Source organism: Glycomyces paridis (assembly GCF_004912155.1).
Taxonomy (GTDB): Bacteria; Actinomycetota; Actinomycetes; order Mycobacteriales; family Micromonosporaceae; genus Glycomyces; species Glycomyces paridis.
The window spans coordinates 217,180-231,100 of sequence record NZ_STGX01000003.1; the positions used below are offsets into that span (position 1 = coordinate 217,180).

The window sequence follows — 13,921 nt, forward strand, 5'->3', positions numbered from 1 at the left end:
CATGGCAGGACACGGAGCACCCGAGGTCCACGTCCCCGACGCCGCCAGGCTCACGCTCGGCATCGTCGCCACCGACTGGAACGCCGGCGTCGTCGGCCAGCTGCTCAAGCGCGCGCTCGACGCCGCCGCCGACGCCAAGGTCGCCGACGTCAAGGTCCTGCACGTGGCCGGGGCGGTCGAACTGCCCGTCGCCGCCCAGGCGCTGGCCCGCCGCTACGACGCGGTGGTCGCGCTCGGCACCGTCGTCCGCGGCGGCACCGCGCACTTCGACTACGTGTGCAAGTCCGTCACCGAGGGGCTCACCCGGATCGCGCTCGACGAGTCGACCCCGGTGGCCCACGGCGTCCTCACCGTCGAGAACCAGGAGCAGGCGCTCGCCCGAGCCGGCTTCCCCGACTCCACCGAGGACAAGGGCTACGAGGCGGTCGTGGCCGCCCTCGGGGCGGCCCTGGCGATCCGCTCCCTCGACTAGCACCGCATGACGCCGCCGCCCGCAGTAGCGGGCGGCGGCGTCGCCGCGTCCTCCCCTTACGCTGGGAGCCATGAGCTTTCAGCCCGGACAGACCATCCTCCGCCGCGACGTCGGCCGCGACGGCCGCATCGCCGCCGTGGTGAGCGTGCGCGTCGTGTCCGACGACGAGCGCGGCGTCTTGACATGGACCGCGGAGGGTTCCGAGGTCATGTGGCGCACGACCCTGGCGGGGGAGCGGGTCCGCAAGTTCAGCGCGAACGACCTCGCTGCGACGCCGACGATGCTCTCGCCGTCCGCGTGGACGGGCACGAACGTGCTGTGGCTGACGCCGCCGGGCGCCGCGCACACCGTCGGCTGGTTCTTCGGCGCCGACGGCTTCTTCGGCTGGTACGTGAACCTGGAGACGCCGAGCCGCCGCTGGTCGGGCGGGCTCGACACGACCGATCTCGCCCTCGACGTGTGGGCGACCCCGGACGGCGCGTGGAACTGGAAGGACGAGGACGAGTTCGCCGAACGCACCGGCCGCCCCGAGTACTGGACGGCCGGGGAGGCCGATGCGATCCGCGCGGAGGGCGAACGAGCCATCGCGCTGATCGAGGCGAGGGACCACCCCTTCGACGGCTCGCTGACCGACTTCGCGCCGGACCCGGCGTGGGGCCCGACGGCGCTGCCGCCGGGCTGGGACCGGCCGCTTCAGGAGTAGTGCTGGAATTCCTCCCACAGCTCGTCCCACGGCAGGACCGGACCGGTGCAGACCGCGACCGTCTCGCCTTGCTCCTCGTTGTCGACGACCCCGTTGTCCAGGACGGCGACCGCCTCGCAGGAGGTGAAGTGCGCGGCGAGCCGGTCGAGCGGCAGGCCCACGGTCAGGACCGTCCCGGCGTCCGCCGGGGGAGGGCCGTACTCGTGGAGGGCGTTGTGGCCGCTGTAGACCGGCGGTAGGTCCGCGCCGTAGCGGTCGATTGCCCCGGCCTCGCCGTAGTTCGCGGTGATGATCACCGCGTCGTCGGGGAGCCCGGCGGCGGCGTCCCGGACTTGTTCGACGTAGACCTGCCATCCGACCTGGTCGGGGACGGTGCTGTTCATGTCCGGAATCGGCGTGTCGCCCACTTCCGCGACGGGGATGAGCGGCAGCGCCACCACCGCGGAGACCGCGGTGTTGAGCGCGACCGCGCCGAGCAGGACGCCGCGGCGGCCCCGGCTCCGCGCCCAGGCGGCGACCGGGACGCACCCGGCCGCGTAGAACGCGATGACCAGGCCCATCGAGTAGTAGAACTGGCCGCCTGTGGCGAGCACGACCCCCAGCAGCACAGGGTAGGCCACCGCGAGGGCCCGCAGGGGCCGCCATTCGGGCTTGCGCAGCAGCGCCCACAGCCCGGCGATCCAGACGGGCACGAGGAAGAGCCCGATGAGCAGGAACTGGAAGGGCACCAGCAGGATGCGGTTCTCGGTGCCGTCGGTCTCGTTGATGGCCGAGGCCATCTCCAATTGCGGCCATCCGTTCACGGCCTGGTACACCAGGTTCGGCGAGCCGACGGCGAGTGCGATCGCGACTCCGGCCCACAGCCACTTCGATCCGAGGGCCTTGCGTGGCCCGACCACGAGCAGCCCGACCGCGAGCGCGAGGAGCAGCAGCACGACGAGGTGCTTGTTGTAGAGACCGACGCCGGTGGCGGCGCCCACCGCGAGCCACCACTTCGGGTCGCGCAGCAGGGCTCGGATCGCGAAGAGCAGCACCAGGGTCCACACCACGAGGTCCACCGTGGCCGTGGCGAGGGTGTGCCCGAAGGCGAGCGCGACTCCGGCGAAGGCGAGGCCCCAGGCGCACAGCGCCTGCGCGCCCTTGCCGCCGCCGAGTTCGCGGGTGATGAGCGCGGCGATCCACAGGACGCCGACCATGCACAGGAGGGACGGGAGGCGCAGGGCCCACAGCGAGTCGCCGAGGAGCGCGGTGGCGGCGTGGGCGAGGAGCGGGGTCAGCGGCGGCTGGTCGGCGTAGCCCCAGGCGGGGTCGAGCATCCGGAAGTAGAGCTCGTCGCGGTGGTAGTCGTAGCGGGCGTTGGTGGCGGCGAGGACCGCGGCGAGCGCGAGGCTCGCCAGGGTCGGGTGCAGCCGGTGGAGGGGTCGCATGAGGGGCCTTTCGGTTCGGGCTGTCGCTCTAGAGCATCCCGCAGCGGTCGTTGCGGCGCAAGCTCACCGGGCGTCGCGGATCGCCTCGATCGCCTCGTGGAAGGCGGGCGCGGCCCGCTCGAAGTGCTCGGTGAGGGTGGCGATCTCGTCGGCGGTGCAGTCGGCGAAGACCCTGGCGAGCTTCTCGCGGGCGGGGGCGAGGGCGTCGTCGAGGTCGACCCCCTGCGCTTCGACCGCTTCGACCAGGACGCGGCGGCGGTCGGCGGGGTCGGGGACGCGGCGGACGAGGCCGCGTGCTTCGAGGCGGTCGATGAGCCTGGTGGTGGCGCCGGTGGTGAGCCCGGTCTTGGCGGCGAGTTCGCCGGAGGTCATGCGGCCGTGGAAGACGAGGGTGCCGACGGCGTAGAGGTCGGTGGGGCCCATGCCGACCGCCTGGGCGGTGGCGAGGCCGTGGAGGACCACGGCGTTGAGGTAGCGCGGGTAGACGGCGCCGAGTTTCGCGAAGTCGGGACTTGACACGGCCGTTCCTCTTCCTTAAGCTAATATCTGCACTCATGCAGATAATGTTTTGACGCAGTTGTTGCGTCAAGCTACCAGAAGGGACCTCAACATGGACACCTCCGCACCCGCCGACCTCGTCCGGGCCCGCATCGCGGCCGCCGTCGACGCCTGGGAGGCCGGCGACGGCGCGGCCTACGCCGAGGCCTTCACCGCCGACGCCACCTACGTCACCTGGATCGGCACCGTCTACCGGGGCCGCGAAGAGATCGGCCGCGCCCACCAGGTCCTGTTCGACAGGTTCCTCAAGGGCAGCGTCCTGGTCGACGACATCATCGGCATCAAGTTCCTCGGCGCCGACACCGCCGTCGTCACCAGCCGCGGCGAGGTCGGCAAGGGCGGGCGCCGCCCCGCGAAGCTCACCAAGGTCCAGACCTACACCCTCGTGCGCGAGGACGGCGGCGATTGGCGCATCGCCGCCTTCCAGAACACGAAACGTAAGACGATCATGGAGCGGATCTCCTTCGCGTTCGCGCCCGAGACCGCCCCGGTGTGAGGGCCCGCGATGAATCCGCGGGCCGCGGATCGTCTCCACCGGTGACACCACCGGAGGAGACGACATGAGCGAGACCGCGCCGCAGGCGATCGACTACACCTTCACCGCCCTCATCGAGAAGGACGGGTCCTTCCCGACCTACCTCACCGTGCCCGGCTCGGCCGAGCTGCTCGGCACCCGCAAGGCGGTGAAGGTGACCGGCACGCTCGACGGGCACGAGTTCGCCGCGACCCTCATGCCCTCCGGCAAGGGGCCGCACTGGCTGCCGGTGCGCGCCGCACTGTGCAAGGCCATCGGCAAGGGCGCGGCGGGCGACGAGGTGACCGTCCACCTCGCCGAACGCCTCACCTGAGCCAGGGCCTCACCAGCGGTAGTCCAGGAACTTCCCGTCGAAGGTCACCACGACCCGGTCGCCGTCCGGGTCCGCCCTGCGGGCGATGTCGACCTTGAAGTTGATGGCGCTCATGATGCCGTCGCCGAACTCCTCGTGGATGAGCTCCTTGAGCGCGGGCCCGTACACCGCCAGCGCCTCGTTGAACCGGTAGATCGTCGGGTCCGACAGGAGCGCCGGGTCGATGCCGCGCGAGGGCTGGAGCCGCAGGCTCTCCTCGACCGAACCGTCCAGGTCCAGCAGCGAGCAGACCGCCGCGGCCTGCTCGGGCGACAGCGGGTGCTGGCCCAGCAGCGCCGCGGTCGTCCACACCGGCGGCGCGTCGATCGCCTCGGCGATCGCCGTCCACGTCAGGCCCTTGCGGATGCGGGCGGCGACCACGAGCTCTGCGGCGGCGGACTTGCTCAAGATGGGGGTCACTTCGGGACTCCTTCGACGGTTCGGGTCCCGCCAACGTAGCGGCGCCCGCCGCCCGCGGCCAGGGCGCGCCGGTGATGGAAACGAACTCTTAACGGCGCCGTGAAACGCCGACCGGTAACGGGGCGGGACCGGCGTTGTGCGGCGGGCGTGACGAACGGGCGCTCCGCACGTTACCGCCCGGAAACGGCGCTCGGGCAGACTCCCCTCGACCGGCCGAGGACCCGGAAACGCCGACGGCGGCCGAACGGCGTCCTCAGGCCAGCCCACGACGATGGAGCCGCCGATGTCCTATGTGAAACCCTCCGAGTTCACCGCCAAGATGATCGACGCCGGTGAAGCCAAGGTCTTCATGTCGCTGCGAGACACCGTGATCCGCGCCTTCATGGCCGGGGCGATCCTCTCGCTCTCCGCGGCCTTCGCGGTCACGGTCACGGTGAACACGGGCCAGCCCCTGCTCGGCGCACTGCTCTTCCCGGTCGGGTTCTGCCTCCTGTACCTGCTCGGCTTCGACCTGCTGACCGGCGTGTTCACCCTCGTCCCGCTCGCGTGGATCGACCGGCGCCCCGGCGTGCGCCTCAACCTCGTCCTGCGCAACTGGGGCCTGGTCTTCGTCGGCAACCTCGCCGGGGCGCTGACCGTGGCGCTCATGATGGCAGTCATCGTCACCTTCGGGTTCTCGGTGGAGCCCAACGAGATCGGCAAGGCGCTCGGCACGATCGGCGAGAGCCGCACCGTCGGCTACGCCGACCACGGCGCCGCCGGGATGCTCACCCTCTTCATCCGCGGCGTCCTGTGCAACTGGATGGTCTCCACCGGCGTCGTCGCCGCCATGATGTCGACCTCCGTCTCCGGCAAGGTCATCGCCATGTGGATGCCGATCCTGGTGTTCTTCTACATGGGCTTCGAGCACTCCGTGGTGAACATGTTCCTGTTCCCCTCGGGCCTCATGCTCGGTGGCGAGTTCTCGCTCATGGACTACCTCGTGTGGAACGAGATCCCCACGGTGATCGGCAACCTCGTCGGCGGCCTCACCTTCGTGGGGCTCACCCTCTACGCGACCCACGCGCGCACCGGCCCGAGCCGCCCCGCCGTGGTCCTGCCCGAGAAGGCCCCCGCGAAGGCCGGGGCCCGCTAGCTCTGCGGGGCCGCGGGTCGCCGACCCGCGGCCCCGCACGTTCAGACCGCGTCGAGCCGCGCGAAGTACGCGTCCACCAGCGGCTTGCCGACGCCCGTCATCCACTCCTCGAAGGTCAGCAGCCCGGGATGGACGCGGCGCAGCGCCGGGATGTCCACCGCGAACCGGTGCTCGTTGATCGCCAGCATCGTCTGCGCCGTCGAGGGGCTCGCCTCGCGGATCTGCTCGATCGGGATGCCCACGTACGGCACCTCCCGGCCCGCGACCCGTCCGATGAGCGCGGCCTTCTCCACCTGCGTCAGGTCGTCCCCGGCCAGCTCGTACGCCTGGCCCGCGTGGGCCGCGGGGTCGGCGAAGGCGATGGCGGCGAACGCCGCGATGTCGTCGGCGGCGATGAGCGGCTCGTACGTGTCCGCCCACAGCGCCGAGACGTGCGCGCCGCCCTGGAGCTCGCGCGGGGAGTCGAAGTTGTTCTCCATGAACGCCGTGGGCCGCAGCAGGGTGAGCCCCAGCCCGGTCGCCCGCCACGCCGCCTCGGCCGCGGCCTTGTACCGCAGCATGTCCAGCACCGACTCCAGCGGCGTCCCGATCCCGACCGCCGAGGAGTGCACGACGTGGACGACCCCGGCCGCCTTCGCCGCGGCCCCGAGCTTCGCGGCGCTGCGCTCCTCGTGGTCGGTGTCGTGGCCGTAGGGCCCGCCCTCGTACGCCCCGGCGTGGACGCTGAAGACGCCCCAGGCCCCGGCAACGGCCCGGTCGAGGGACGCGCGGTCGTCCAGGTCGCCGACGACGACCTCCGCGCCGGCCGCCGCCAGCGCCCGCGCCTTCGCGCCCGAGGCGTCCCGCGTGAGCGCCCGCACCGCCCACCCGTCCGCCAGCAGCCGCGCGGCGACCGCGCCGCCCTGGCGCCCGGTCGCCCCGGTCACGAGGATGATCTTCTCGCCTGTCATGAGGAGTCCCTTTCCGTCACGAGGGCCGCCGGATAGTATCGGAGCCGACGACCCGCTTACTGAAGCGGAACATTACACCCGTTTAAAGCCGGGTCCGAAGGGGGCACGCCCGTGAACGCCACCGCGCCGAGGGCCGAGCGCGTCGACGCCCAGCGCAACCGCAGGAAGGTCCTGGAGACCGCCGACCGGCTCTTCGCCGAGCGCGGCACCGCCGTCGCACTGGGGGAGATCGCGACCGCCGCGGGCGTGGGCGCCGGGACCGTCTACCGGCACTTCCCCACGAAGGAGGCGCTCATGGCGACGGTCCTGGACCTGCGCACCGAGCAGCTCACCGCCCGCGGCCTGGCCCTGCGCGAGGAGCGCGGCCCCGGCGAGGCCTTCTTCGCGTTCCTGCGCCACGTCTCCGAGCAGGCCTTCGCCAACCGCGGCATCTGCGAGGCGCTGGCCTCGCGGGGGGAGTGGCGCCGGCCCCTGCCGACCGAGGGCCGCTGCGTGGTCGACTCGCCGCTGGCCTCGCTGCTGCTGGACGCCCAGCGCGTCGGCGCCGTCCGCCCCGACCTGGACGTGGACGACGCGCGGGCGATGATGCTCGGCTTCGTGGCGATGGCCCAGACCCTCGCCTCGCCCGAGCGGGCCTGGCGGCTCATGGAGGTCCTGCTCGAAGGCCTGCGCACCGACGTCGACGGCACTGTTGCAGACGGCACGGATGCGGACGGCATGGAGATGAAACGAAACTCAGCGACCCGTAACGAAATTCCCGTCGGCGCCGAGATTCGTAACGAAACGAAACGGAAGTGTCCGGTCTGCGGTGCCGCCGTCCCGGTCTCGGCGACCGGGCGCCCCGCGAAGTACTGCTCCTCGGCGTGCCGCCAGAAGGCCTTCCGCGAACAGCGAAAAACCGCGGCGCCCCCCGCCGGAAGCGGTCCCCGACCCGGCAAAGTCGGATCCCGCTGAACCGGCGGAGTGCGCCGCGGCCCCCGCGGCCTGTGAAGGGAGCGTCCCCTAGGTCGTCAGTGAATAGCTGTTGACCCGGAAGTCGCGGCCGCCCGAGGAGGAGGTGATCTCCCAGCCGAACTGGATCTGGTCGATGCGCACGTTCGGCATCCGCCCGGTGTTCACCAGCCACTGGCAGTGGGCCGTGATGTTCACCGTCGAGTTCGTGGTGTGGGTGTGGGCCAGGAAGTTGTACACCGGGTTGGACCCGTTGTGCCCCTGGTAGTAACCCCAGTTCCGGCCGCCGAGGTTGACGTTGGTCTGGAAGCTCCCGAGCGGGCCGACCGCGCCGTACCACTGGGTCCAGATCATAATCTCGTGGGCGTGGCCGTTGCCCCACACGTCGTAGGCGCTGTTGTAGGCCAGGCCCGAACCTGTCGGCACGGTGATGTTGTGCGAGCTGGAGACGTTGCCCATGCTGGAGACGTTGCGCCCCAGCGTGTACGAGACGTTCGGGTAGGACTTGATGCCGCCGGTGTTCGGGTGGTTCGCCCACACGCCCCAGTTCGAGGCGGAGTTCGCCCAGATCGACTGGGCGCCCGCGCCCGAGCCCCAGATGTTGTTGTAGAGCGTGTACGGCCCGGTGGTCCAGTTGCCCCACTGGTCGGAGGAGGACCAGACGGCCGCCTGGGCGGGGGATTGGAGTGCGCCGACGGCGCCTGCGGTGGCCACGGGGGCGGCCAGCGCGGCGGTGAGGAGCGATCTGCGTCGCATGCGGTCTGCGCCTTTCTCGTGAGATGCGGTTTCAGTCACCGGCATTCAGTCTTGAAATATGTTGAAGAATGTCGATGCATTAATTAGATCACACGACCAAATTAATGTCCAGGCCCGTCACGCACCGTGCCCGCTCCCGCGTGATCCCCGTCTCGGCCGTCCCGCACTGCGGTAGCCGGGGCGCATCGGCGTCGCTGCCGTCTCGTCCGCCACGTAGAATTCCCGGTCGTGAAGACCTTCGAGCAGCTCTACGCCGAACTCGCCGAGAAAGCACAGACCCGACCTGAGGGCTCCGGCACCGTCGCCGCCCTCGACGCCGGGGTCCATGCCATCGGCAAGAAGATCGTCGAAGAGGCGGCCGAGGTCTGGATGGCCGCCGAGTACGAGTCGGACGAGGCCGCGGCCGAGGAGATCTCCCAGCTCCTCTACCACCTCCAGGTGATGATGGTCGCCCGCGGCATCAGCGTCGAAGACGTCTACCGGTACCTCTAGAAAGGCCCATCCGCATGCTCCGCATCGCCGTGCCCAACAAGGGCGCGCTCTCACAGGGCGCCACCGACATGCTCACCGAGGCCGGCTACCGCCAGCGCCGCTCCAGCCGCGACCTCCAGTCCGTCGACGCCGACAACGGCGTCGAGTTCTTCTACCTGCGCCCCGGCGACATCGCCACCTACGTCGCCTCCGGCGACCTCGACCTCGGCATCACCGGCCGCGACCTCGCCGTCAACTCCGGCGCCGAGGTCGAAGAGGTCCTCTCGCTCGGCTTCGGCCGCTCGACCTTCCGCTACGCCGCCCGGCCCGGCACCGTCGACTCGGCCGCAGGCCTCGACGGCAAGCGGATCGCGACCTCCTACCCGGGCGTGGTCGAACGCGACCTCGAACTGCACGGCGCCAAGGCCGCGGCCATCGTCGAACTCGCCGGCGCGGTCGAGAACGCCATCGCCCTCGGCGTCGCCGACGCCATCGCCGACGTCGTGGAGACCGGCACGACCCTCAAGCAGGCCGGCCTCGCCGTCTTCGGCGAGCCGATCATGCACTCCGAGGCCGTCCTGGTCCGCAAGACCGGCAACGGCGCGCCCGCCGCGGTCGACCAGCTCCTGCGCCGCCTGCGCGGCGTGCTCGTCGCCCGCTCCTACGTCATGCTCGCCTACGACGTGCGCGCCGAACTCCTCGAAGCCGCGGTCGAGCTGACCCCCGGCATCGAGTCGCCGACGGTCTCGCCGCTGCATCGGGAAGGGTGGGTCGCGGTGCAGTCGATGACCGAGCGCGCCGACCTCCACCGCGTCATGGACGCCCTCTACGAGATCGGCGCCCGCGGCATCCTCGCCTCGAACATCGACGCCTGCCGACTCTGAACCCGCGCGGCGGACCGGGCCCGGCCCGGTCCGCTCGCCGCTCTTCTGGCGCAGCGGTTCAGGACAGCCGCGGCCGCTCCAGCGCCGCGGCGGCGTCCGCCCGCTCCCGCAGCTCCGCGGCCATCGCCACCGCCTCGCGCACGTCGCGGTGGACCGCGACCGCGTCGTGCCCCAGGCCGCCCGCGGCCATCGCCCGCACCGTCGCCAGGCCCTGCATCCGCTGCACGCGGCCCTGCGTCACCCGCACCGACTGGATGCGCGCGTACGGCACGGCCACATGGACGTTCACCCACAGGCCGTGGCGCACCACGAACGCCCGCTCGGTGAGCGCCGCACCGGTCCGCTTCCAGCGCAGCGGCATCCGCCACCGCGCCCGCCGCGGCGGCCGTTCGACCGCGCCCTGCCGCAGCACGGCGTCGCTCGGCAGGTCCGGGACCGCCGCGCCCGCCACGACCGCGACCTCCTCGGGGCCGCCGACCGGCAGCGCCGTGGTCGACTTGACCGACATCGAGCTCTGCTGCGCCACCGCCGCCGTCCACACCTCCACGCGGCGCCACCGCCGCGAGCGCCACAGCACCGGCTCCACGAAGCTCACGCCCGTCACGCGGTCCACCGGCACCGTCTCGTGGCTCGTGTCCGTCAGGCCCCGCTGGATGAGCAGGTTCTCCCCGTCGCGCGCGATCCTGAAGCGCCCGTTGCGCAGGAAGCGGTTCACGACCGCCACCGTGCTCTGCACGTAGCCCAGCAGCGCGGGCGCGAAGAACGTCACCCACAGCGTCGTGGCGACCCTGTCGTACCCGAAGATCGCCCCCAGCACCGAGAACGCCGTCCCGAACACCAGCAGCGCCGCGACCTGCACCGGCAGCGCCTCCAGGAGCGAGGCCAGCGCCAGGCGCTTGACCGTGGTCTGCGGGACCAGCAGGCCCGCGTCCCGATCCGGCTCCGGTGCCTCCTCGGCCTCGTCGGTCGCCTCCACGGTCTCCGGCACGGCCGCCGGGCGTCCCGCGATCGCCAGCAGCTCCGCGCGCAGCGCCAGCGCCCGGTCCACCTTCAGATACGCCAGGCGCGCGTCCGTGCCGTCGCCGCCGGCGACCTCGATGTTCAACTGCGCCAACCCGAACAGCCGCGCCCGGATCGGCCGCGACAGGTCCACCGACTGGAGCCGGTCCAGCGGCACCGTGCGATGGCTGCGGGTGAAGACCCCGCTGTAGATGTGCAGCTCGCGACCCCAGATGACGAAGCCGCGGTATTGGAGCGCGATGAGGCTCGCGATGCCCCCGGCCACGGCCGCCGCCACCGCGATGTACACCGCGAACAGGAAGTTCCTGGAGGTGAACACCTGGATGCCGACCGCCGCCGCGGCGGCGGCGAAGAACCGGAAGCTCTCCAGCAGCGGCGTGAGCGGGTGCAGGCGCTGGCGCTGCACCCCTGCGGGCGGCGCGCTCGGCCCGGCCGGCTCGGGCCCGTACGGCAGGTCGGCCAGCGGGGGAGCGGCCTCCTCGGGGACCTCGGCCGTCACAGGCCCTCCCGGACCTCGGCGGCGCGGACGGCGAGGCGGTCGCGCAGCGCCGCGGCCACGGCCGGGTCGAGGCCCGGCACCTCGGTGGTCGAGCCGAGCGCGGCAGTGCGGACCTGGACGGTGGTGAGGCCGAACATCCGCTCGATGGGCCCGGCCGAGAGGTCGATGAGCTGGATGCGCCCGTAGGGGACGATGCTCAGCCGTCGCGTCAGGAGCCCGTGCCGCACCAGGAGGTCCTCCTGGCGTTCGGCGTAGCCCCAGGTGGCGACGGTGCGCGCGACCGCGAGCGCCCGCAGGCCCGCGACCAGGACGTACCCGCCCAGGGCCCACAGGAGCCCCTCCCAGCCCAGCCATATCGCCAGTGGCACGGCCGCGAGGACGGCGAGTATGAGGAGGTTGACCAGGCTCCGCAGCACCCACACCGTCCGCAGCTTCGGCGACATGGGCTGCCATTCGACGTCGCCGGGCCACAGGTCCCACACCGGGATCGCCTTCACGCTCATGCCTCGATCATCCCATCGGTTCGGGCGGCGGCAGTGCCTCGGTCTCGCATGGGAACCCGCGCGCGGTGAGGAAGCCGCGCAGGGTCTCCAGGTGCTCCTCGCAGGCGGCCCAGCGCTTGACGCGGTCGGCGGTGTGCAGGCGCGGGTTGCGCCACAGCAGCATCCAGGCCGCCCGCTCGCGGCAGCCGCGGGAGGAGCAGACGGGTGCGTCGGGTTCGCGGTTCACCCCGCGATTGTCGCTCCGCGGCCCGGGGCGGCGCGGGGCGCGAGTGCCGGAAGTGGTGCGCGGTCACCCGGTGCGGGGCCAGACGGCGGTGTCGATGAAGTGCTCCACGGCCTCGATCACGTCGGCGAGGGCGTGCGCGGAGTCGATGAGCGGCATCCCGCGGATGAACATGCCGTGGTCGGCGCCGCGGACCTCGAAGACCTGGCCGGGCAGGTCGTCGGCGAGCGTCCGGTTCCAGGCGGGGTCGGCTGAGCCGCCGATGAGGAGGAACGGCGCGGTGGCGCGCCGCAGCGCCTGCACGACCGGGTAGTGCTGGAGGAAGGGCGTGAACCAGATCGCCGGGAGCCCGTGGTGGGCCGCGAGCACCGAGGCGGCGGTGCCGAGGGACTTGCCGACCAGGAGCGGCGGGTCGTCGTTGTGGACCCGGTCGAGCACCGCCTCGGTCTGCTCGCACACGCCCTCGATCATGGTCTGCTCGTCGGCCGCGAGCCGGTCCACGTCCTTCCAGACCACCGGATACGTATGGGCGCCACGCGATTGCAGGGCCACATGCGCGAACATCAGCAGCGGCCCCTGGACGCTGTAGTTGCGTCCGGGGAGCAGCAGGGCCTGGCGGCGACGTGGCATGAGGGAAATTCTAGTTCCGGAGGGCCCCAGTGGTGGTCCTGCCGACTGGAGGTACGGAAGACCCGCACGACCACGGGGGAAGTCGTGCGGGTTGCAGAAAGCATAGCGCTCCGACATTTCGCAGCAACGGATTGAATCCGCGCGGCGTGTCACGCTCAGGACAAAAGACCCCCCGTGCGCGGGCCGCAAAACTGATGCGGCAGTGTAGACCTGCTGTGCCGCAAGGGGTTCGGCGATCATTGTCGGGTTCCCGACAAAAGGCGGTGCGGGCGCGCCCCACCGGTCCGCGCGGCCCCCTGCGGGTCGGGAACGGGCGAATTAGTATCGACGGCAACAGACCGAATCGCACGAAGGAGCGACATGGGATCACCCGGGGCCGACAGTTCGCAGGACCGCCGGGCCGGCGTGCCCACCCCCGCGGAGAACGCCGCCCTCCTGGAGAAGGCGCTCTTCGAGATCAAGAAGGTCATCGTCGGCCAGGACGCCCTCGTCGAGCGGATGTTCGCCGCCCTCCTCGCCCGCGGCCACTGCCTCATCGAAGGCGTGCCCGGCGTCGCCAAGACCCTCGCGGTCGAGACCATGGCGAAGGTCGTCGGCGCCGAGTTCAACCGCATCCAGTTCACCCCCGACCTCGTGCCCGCCGACATCGTCGGCACCCGCATCTACCGGCAGTCCTCAGAGGCATTCGACGTCGAACTCGGCCCCGTCTACACCAACTTCGTGCTCGCCGACGAGATCAACCGCGCCCCCGCCAAGGTCCAGTCCGCGATGCTGGAGGTCATGGCCGAGGGCCGCATCTCCATCGGCGGCCAGACCCACCGCCTCCCCAAGCCCTTCCTCGTCATGGCCACCCAGAACCCCATCGAGCAGGAGGGCGTCTACCCCCTGCCCGAGGCCCAGAGGGACCGCTTCCTGTTCAAGGTCAACGTCGGCTACCCCACCGACGCCGAAGAGCGCGAGATCGTCTTCCGCATGGGCGTCGACTCGCCCGTCCCCGACCGGGTCCTCGACACCGACGACCTCCTGCGCCTCCAGCAGGCCGCCGACGGCGTGTTCATCCACAACGCCCTCGTCGACTACGCCGTGCGCATCGTCATGGCGACCCGCAACCCCGCCGCCGCCGGACTCGGCGCCATCAGCCGACACATCCAGTACGGCGCCAGCCCCCGCGCCTCCCTCGGCCTCATCCGCGCCACCCGCGCCATCGCGCTCCTGCGCGGCAGGGACTACGCCCTCCCACAGGACCTCGACGACATCGCGCCCGACGTCCTGCGCCACCGCCTCGTCCTCTCCTACGACGCGATGGCCGACGGCATCAGCGCCGACCACCTCGTCACCCAGCTCCTCGCCGCCGTTCCCGCCCCCACCGTCAGCCCCCGCCAGGACTCGGCGCCGCGCACCGTCAGCCCCCAGCAGCCGGGCGCCTGGTAGC

At 71.6% G+C, this 13,921-nt stretch carries 18 protein-coding genes; 9 read left to right on the forward strand and 9 right to left on the reverse strand.

Translation table 11 applies throughout. The annotated features are described in order from the left end of the window. The first annotated feature begins 1 nt into the window (after window position 1). Together ribH and E9998_RS05185 are read left to right on the forward strand one after the other, a co-directional pair. The gene (gene ribH, locus E9998_RS05180) at window positions 2-472 is read left to right on the forward strand and encodes a 6,7-dimethyl-8-ribityllumazine synthase (RefSeq protein ID WP_136528640.1); all 471 of its coding nucleotides are present in this window, start codon (window positions 2-4) and stop codon (window positions 470-472) included. 70 nt (window positions 473-542) lie between these two features. Beyond that, window positions 543-1,175 carry a ribonuclease FAU-1 family protein gene (locus E9998_RS05185; protein ID WP_136528641.1) on the forward strand — a complete coding sequence of 211 codons (633 nt, stop codon included), beginning with the start codon at window positions 543-545 and terminating at the stop codon, window positions 1,173-1,175. Here E9998_RS05185 and E9998_RS05190 read toward each other — a convergent pair. Together E9998_RS05190 and E9998_RS05195 are read right to left on the reverse strand one after the other, a co-directional pair. Continuing rightward, window positions 1,166-2,602, reverse strand: a complete 1,437-nt coding sequence (locus E9998_RS05190) for a glycosyltransferase family 39 protein (RefSeq protein ID WP_136528642.1) — start codon at window positions 2,600-2,602, stop codon at window positions 1,166-1,168. The genes E9998_RS05185 and E9998_RS05190 overlap by 10 nt on opposite strands. A 63-nt stretch (window positions 2,603-2,665) precedes the next feature. After that, the gene (locus E9998_RS05195) at window positions 2,666-3,121 is read right to left on the reverse strand and encodes a MarR family winged helix-turn-helix transcriptional regulator (protein ID WP_240037507.1); all 456 of its coding nucleotides are present in this window, start codon (window positions 3,119-3,121) and stop codon (window positions 2,666-2,668) included. A gap of 91 nt (window positions 3,122-3,212) precedes the next feature. On the opposite strand from E9998_RS05195, the gene E9998_RS05200 reads away from it, so the two are divergent. After that, window positions 3,213-3,656 (forward strand): SgcJ/EcaC family oxidoreductase, encoded by a 444-nt coding sequence (locus E9998_RS05200; protein ID WP_136528643.1) that lies wholly within the window; start codon window positions 3,213-3,215, stop codon window positions 3,654-3,656. A 64-nt stretch (window positions 3,657-3,720) separates the two neighbouring features. Then, the gene (locus E9998_RS05205; RefSeq protein WP_136528644.1) at window positions 3,721-4,008 is read left to right on the forward strand and encodes a DUF1905 domain-containing protein; all 288 of its coding nucleotides are present in this window, start codon (window positions 3,721-3,723) and stop codon (window positions 4,006-4,008) included. Between the two features lie 9 nt (window positions 4,009-4,017). Here E9998_RS05205 and cynS read toward each other — a convergent pair whose 3' ends face one another. Continuing rightward, complete coding sequence (cynS, locus tag E9998_RS05210; RefSeq protein ID WP_136528645.1) at window positions 4,018-4,467, reverse strand: cyanase; 450 nt, start codon at window positions 4,465-4,467, stop codon at window positions 4,018-4,020. Between the two features lie 283 nt (window positions 4,468-4,750). Here cynS and E9998_RS05215 point away from each other — a divergent pair, with 283 nt between their 5' ends. Then, the gene (locus E9998_RS05215; protein WP_136528646.1) at window positions 4,751-5,602 is read left to right on the forward strand and encodes a formate/nitrite transporter family protein; all 852 of its coding nucleotides are present in this window, start codon (window positions 4,751-4,753) and stop codon (window positions 5,600-5,602) included. Between the two features lie 41 nt (window positions 5,603-5,643). Here E9998_RS05215 and E9998_RS05220 read toward each other — a convergent pair whose 3' ends face one another. Beyond that, window positions 5,644-6,552 carry an NmrA family NAD(P)-binding protein gene (locus tag E9998_RS05220; RefSeq protein WP_136528647.1) on the reverse strand — a complete coding sequence of 303 codons (909 nt, stop codon included), beginning with the start codon at window positions 6,550-6,552 and terminating at the stop codon, window positions 5,644-5,646. Window positions 6,553-6,663: 111 nt separating this feature from the next. Between E9998_RS05220 and E9998_RS05225 the strand changes: the two genes are divergently transcribed. Then, entirely contained in the window at window positions 6,664-7,506 is an 843-nt protein-coding gene (locus E9998_RS05225) for a TetR/AcrR family transcriptional regulator (protein ID WP_136528648.1), read from the forward strand. 48 nt (window positions 7,507-7,554) lie between these two features. Here the strand turns inward: E9998_RS05225 and E9998_RS05230 are convergent, their stop codons facing one another. Beyond that, on the reverse strand, window positions 7,555-8,259 hold the full coding sequence (locus E9998_RS05230) for a GH12 family glycosyl hydrolase domain-containing protein (protein ID WP_136528649.1): 705 nt from the start codon (window positions 8,257-8,259) through the stop codon (window positions 7,555-7,557). A 228-nt stretch (window positions 8,260-8,487) separates the two neighbouring features. Between E9998_RS05230 and E9998_RS05235 the strand changes: the two genes are divergently transcribed. After that, a complete protein-coding gene (locus E9998_RS05235; protein ID WP_136528650.1) occupies window positions 8,488-8,751 on the forward strand; it encodes a phosphoribosyl-ATP diphosphatase in 264 nt (87 codons plus the stop codon). Window positions 8,752-8,765: 14 nt separating this feature from the next. Beyond that, the gene (hisG, locus tag E9998_RS05240) at window positions 8,766-9,614 is read left to right on the forward strand and encodes an ATP phosphoribosyltransferase (protein ID WP_136528651.1); all 849 of its coding nucleotides are present in this window, start codon (window positions 8,766-8,768) and stop codon (window positions 9,612-9,614) included. 58 nt (window positions 9,615-9,672) lie between these two features. Here hisG and E9998_RS26670 read toward each other — a convergent pair whose 3' ends face one another. The 4 genes from E9998_RS26670 to E9998_RS05260 form a co-directional block, all read right to left on the reverse strand. After that, window positions 9,673-11,133 carry a PH domain-containing protein gene (locus E9998_RS26670; RefSeq protein ID WP_136528652.1) on the reverse strand — a complete coding sequence of 487 codons (1,461 nt, stop codon included), beginning with the start codon at window positions 11,131-11,133 and terminating at the stop codon, window positions 9,673-9,675. After that, on the reverse strand, window positions 11,130-11,636 hold the full coding sequence (locus tag E9998_RS05250; RefSeq protein WP_136528653.1) for a PH domain-containing protein: 507 nt from the start codon (window positions 11,634-11,636) through the stop codon (window positions 11,130-11,132). Before E9998_RS05250 ends, E9998_RS26670 begins: the two co-directional genes overlap by 4 nt. 7 nt (window positions 11,637-11,643) lie before the next feature. Continuing rightward, complete coding sequence (locus E9998_RS05255) at window positions 11,644-11,862, reverse strand: hypothetical protein (protein ID WP_136528654.1); 219 nt, start codon at window positions 11,860-11,862, stop codon at window positions 11,644-11,646. 63 nt (window positions 11,863-11,925) lie between these two features. Further along, window positions 11,926-12,489 carry a dienelactone hydrolase family protein gene (locus E9998_RS05260; RefSeq protein ID WP_136528655.1) on the reverse strand — a complete coding sequence of 188 codons (564 nt, stop codon included), beginning with the start codon at window positions 12,487-12,489 and terminating at the stop codon, window positions 11,926-11,928. 360 nt (window positions 12,490-12,849) lie between these two features. Here E9998_RS05260 and E9998_RS05265 point away from each other — a divergent pair, with 360 nt between their 5' ends. After that, the gene (locus E9998_RS05265) at window positions 12,850-13,920 is read left to right on the forward strand and encodes an AAA family ATPase (RefSeq protein ID WP_136528656.1); all 1,071 of its coding nucleotides are present in this window, start codon (window positions 12,850-12,852) and stop codon (window positions 13,918-13,920) included. Window position 13,921 lies beyond the last annotated feature (1 nt).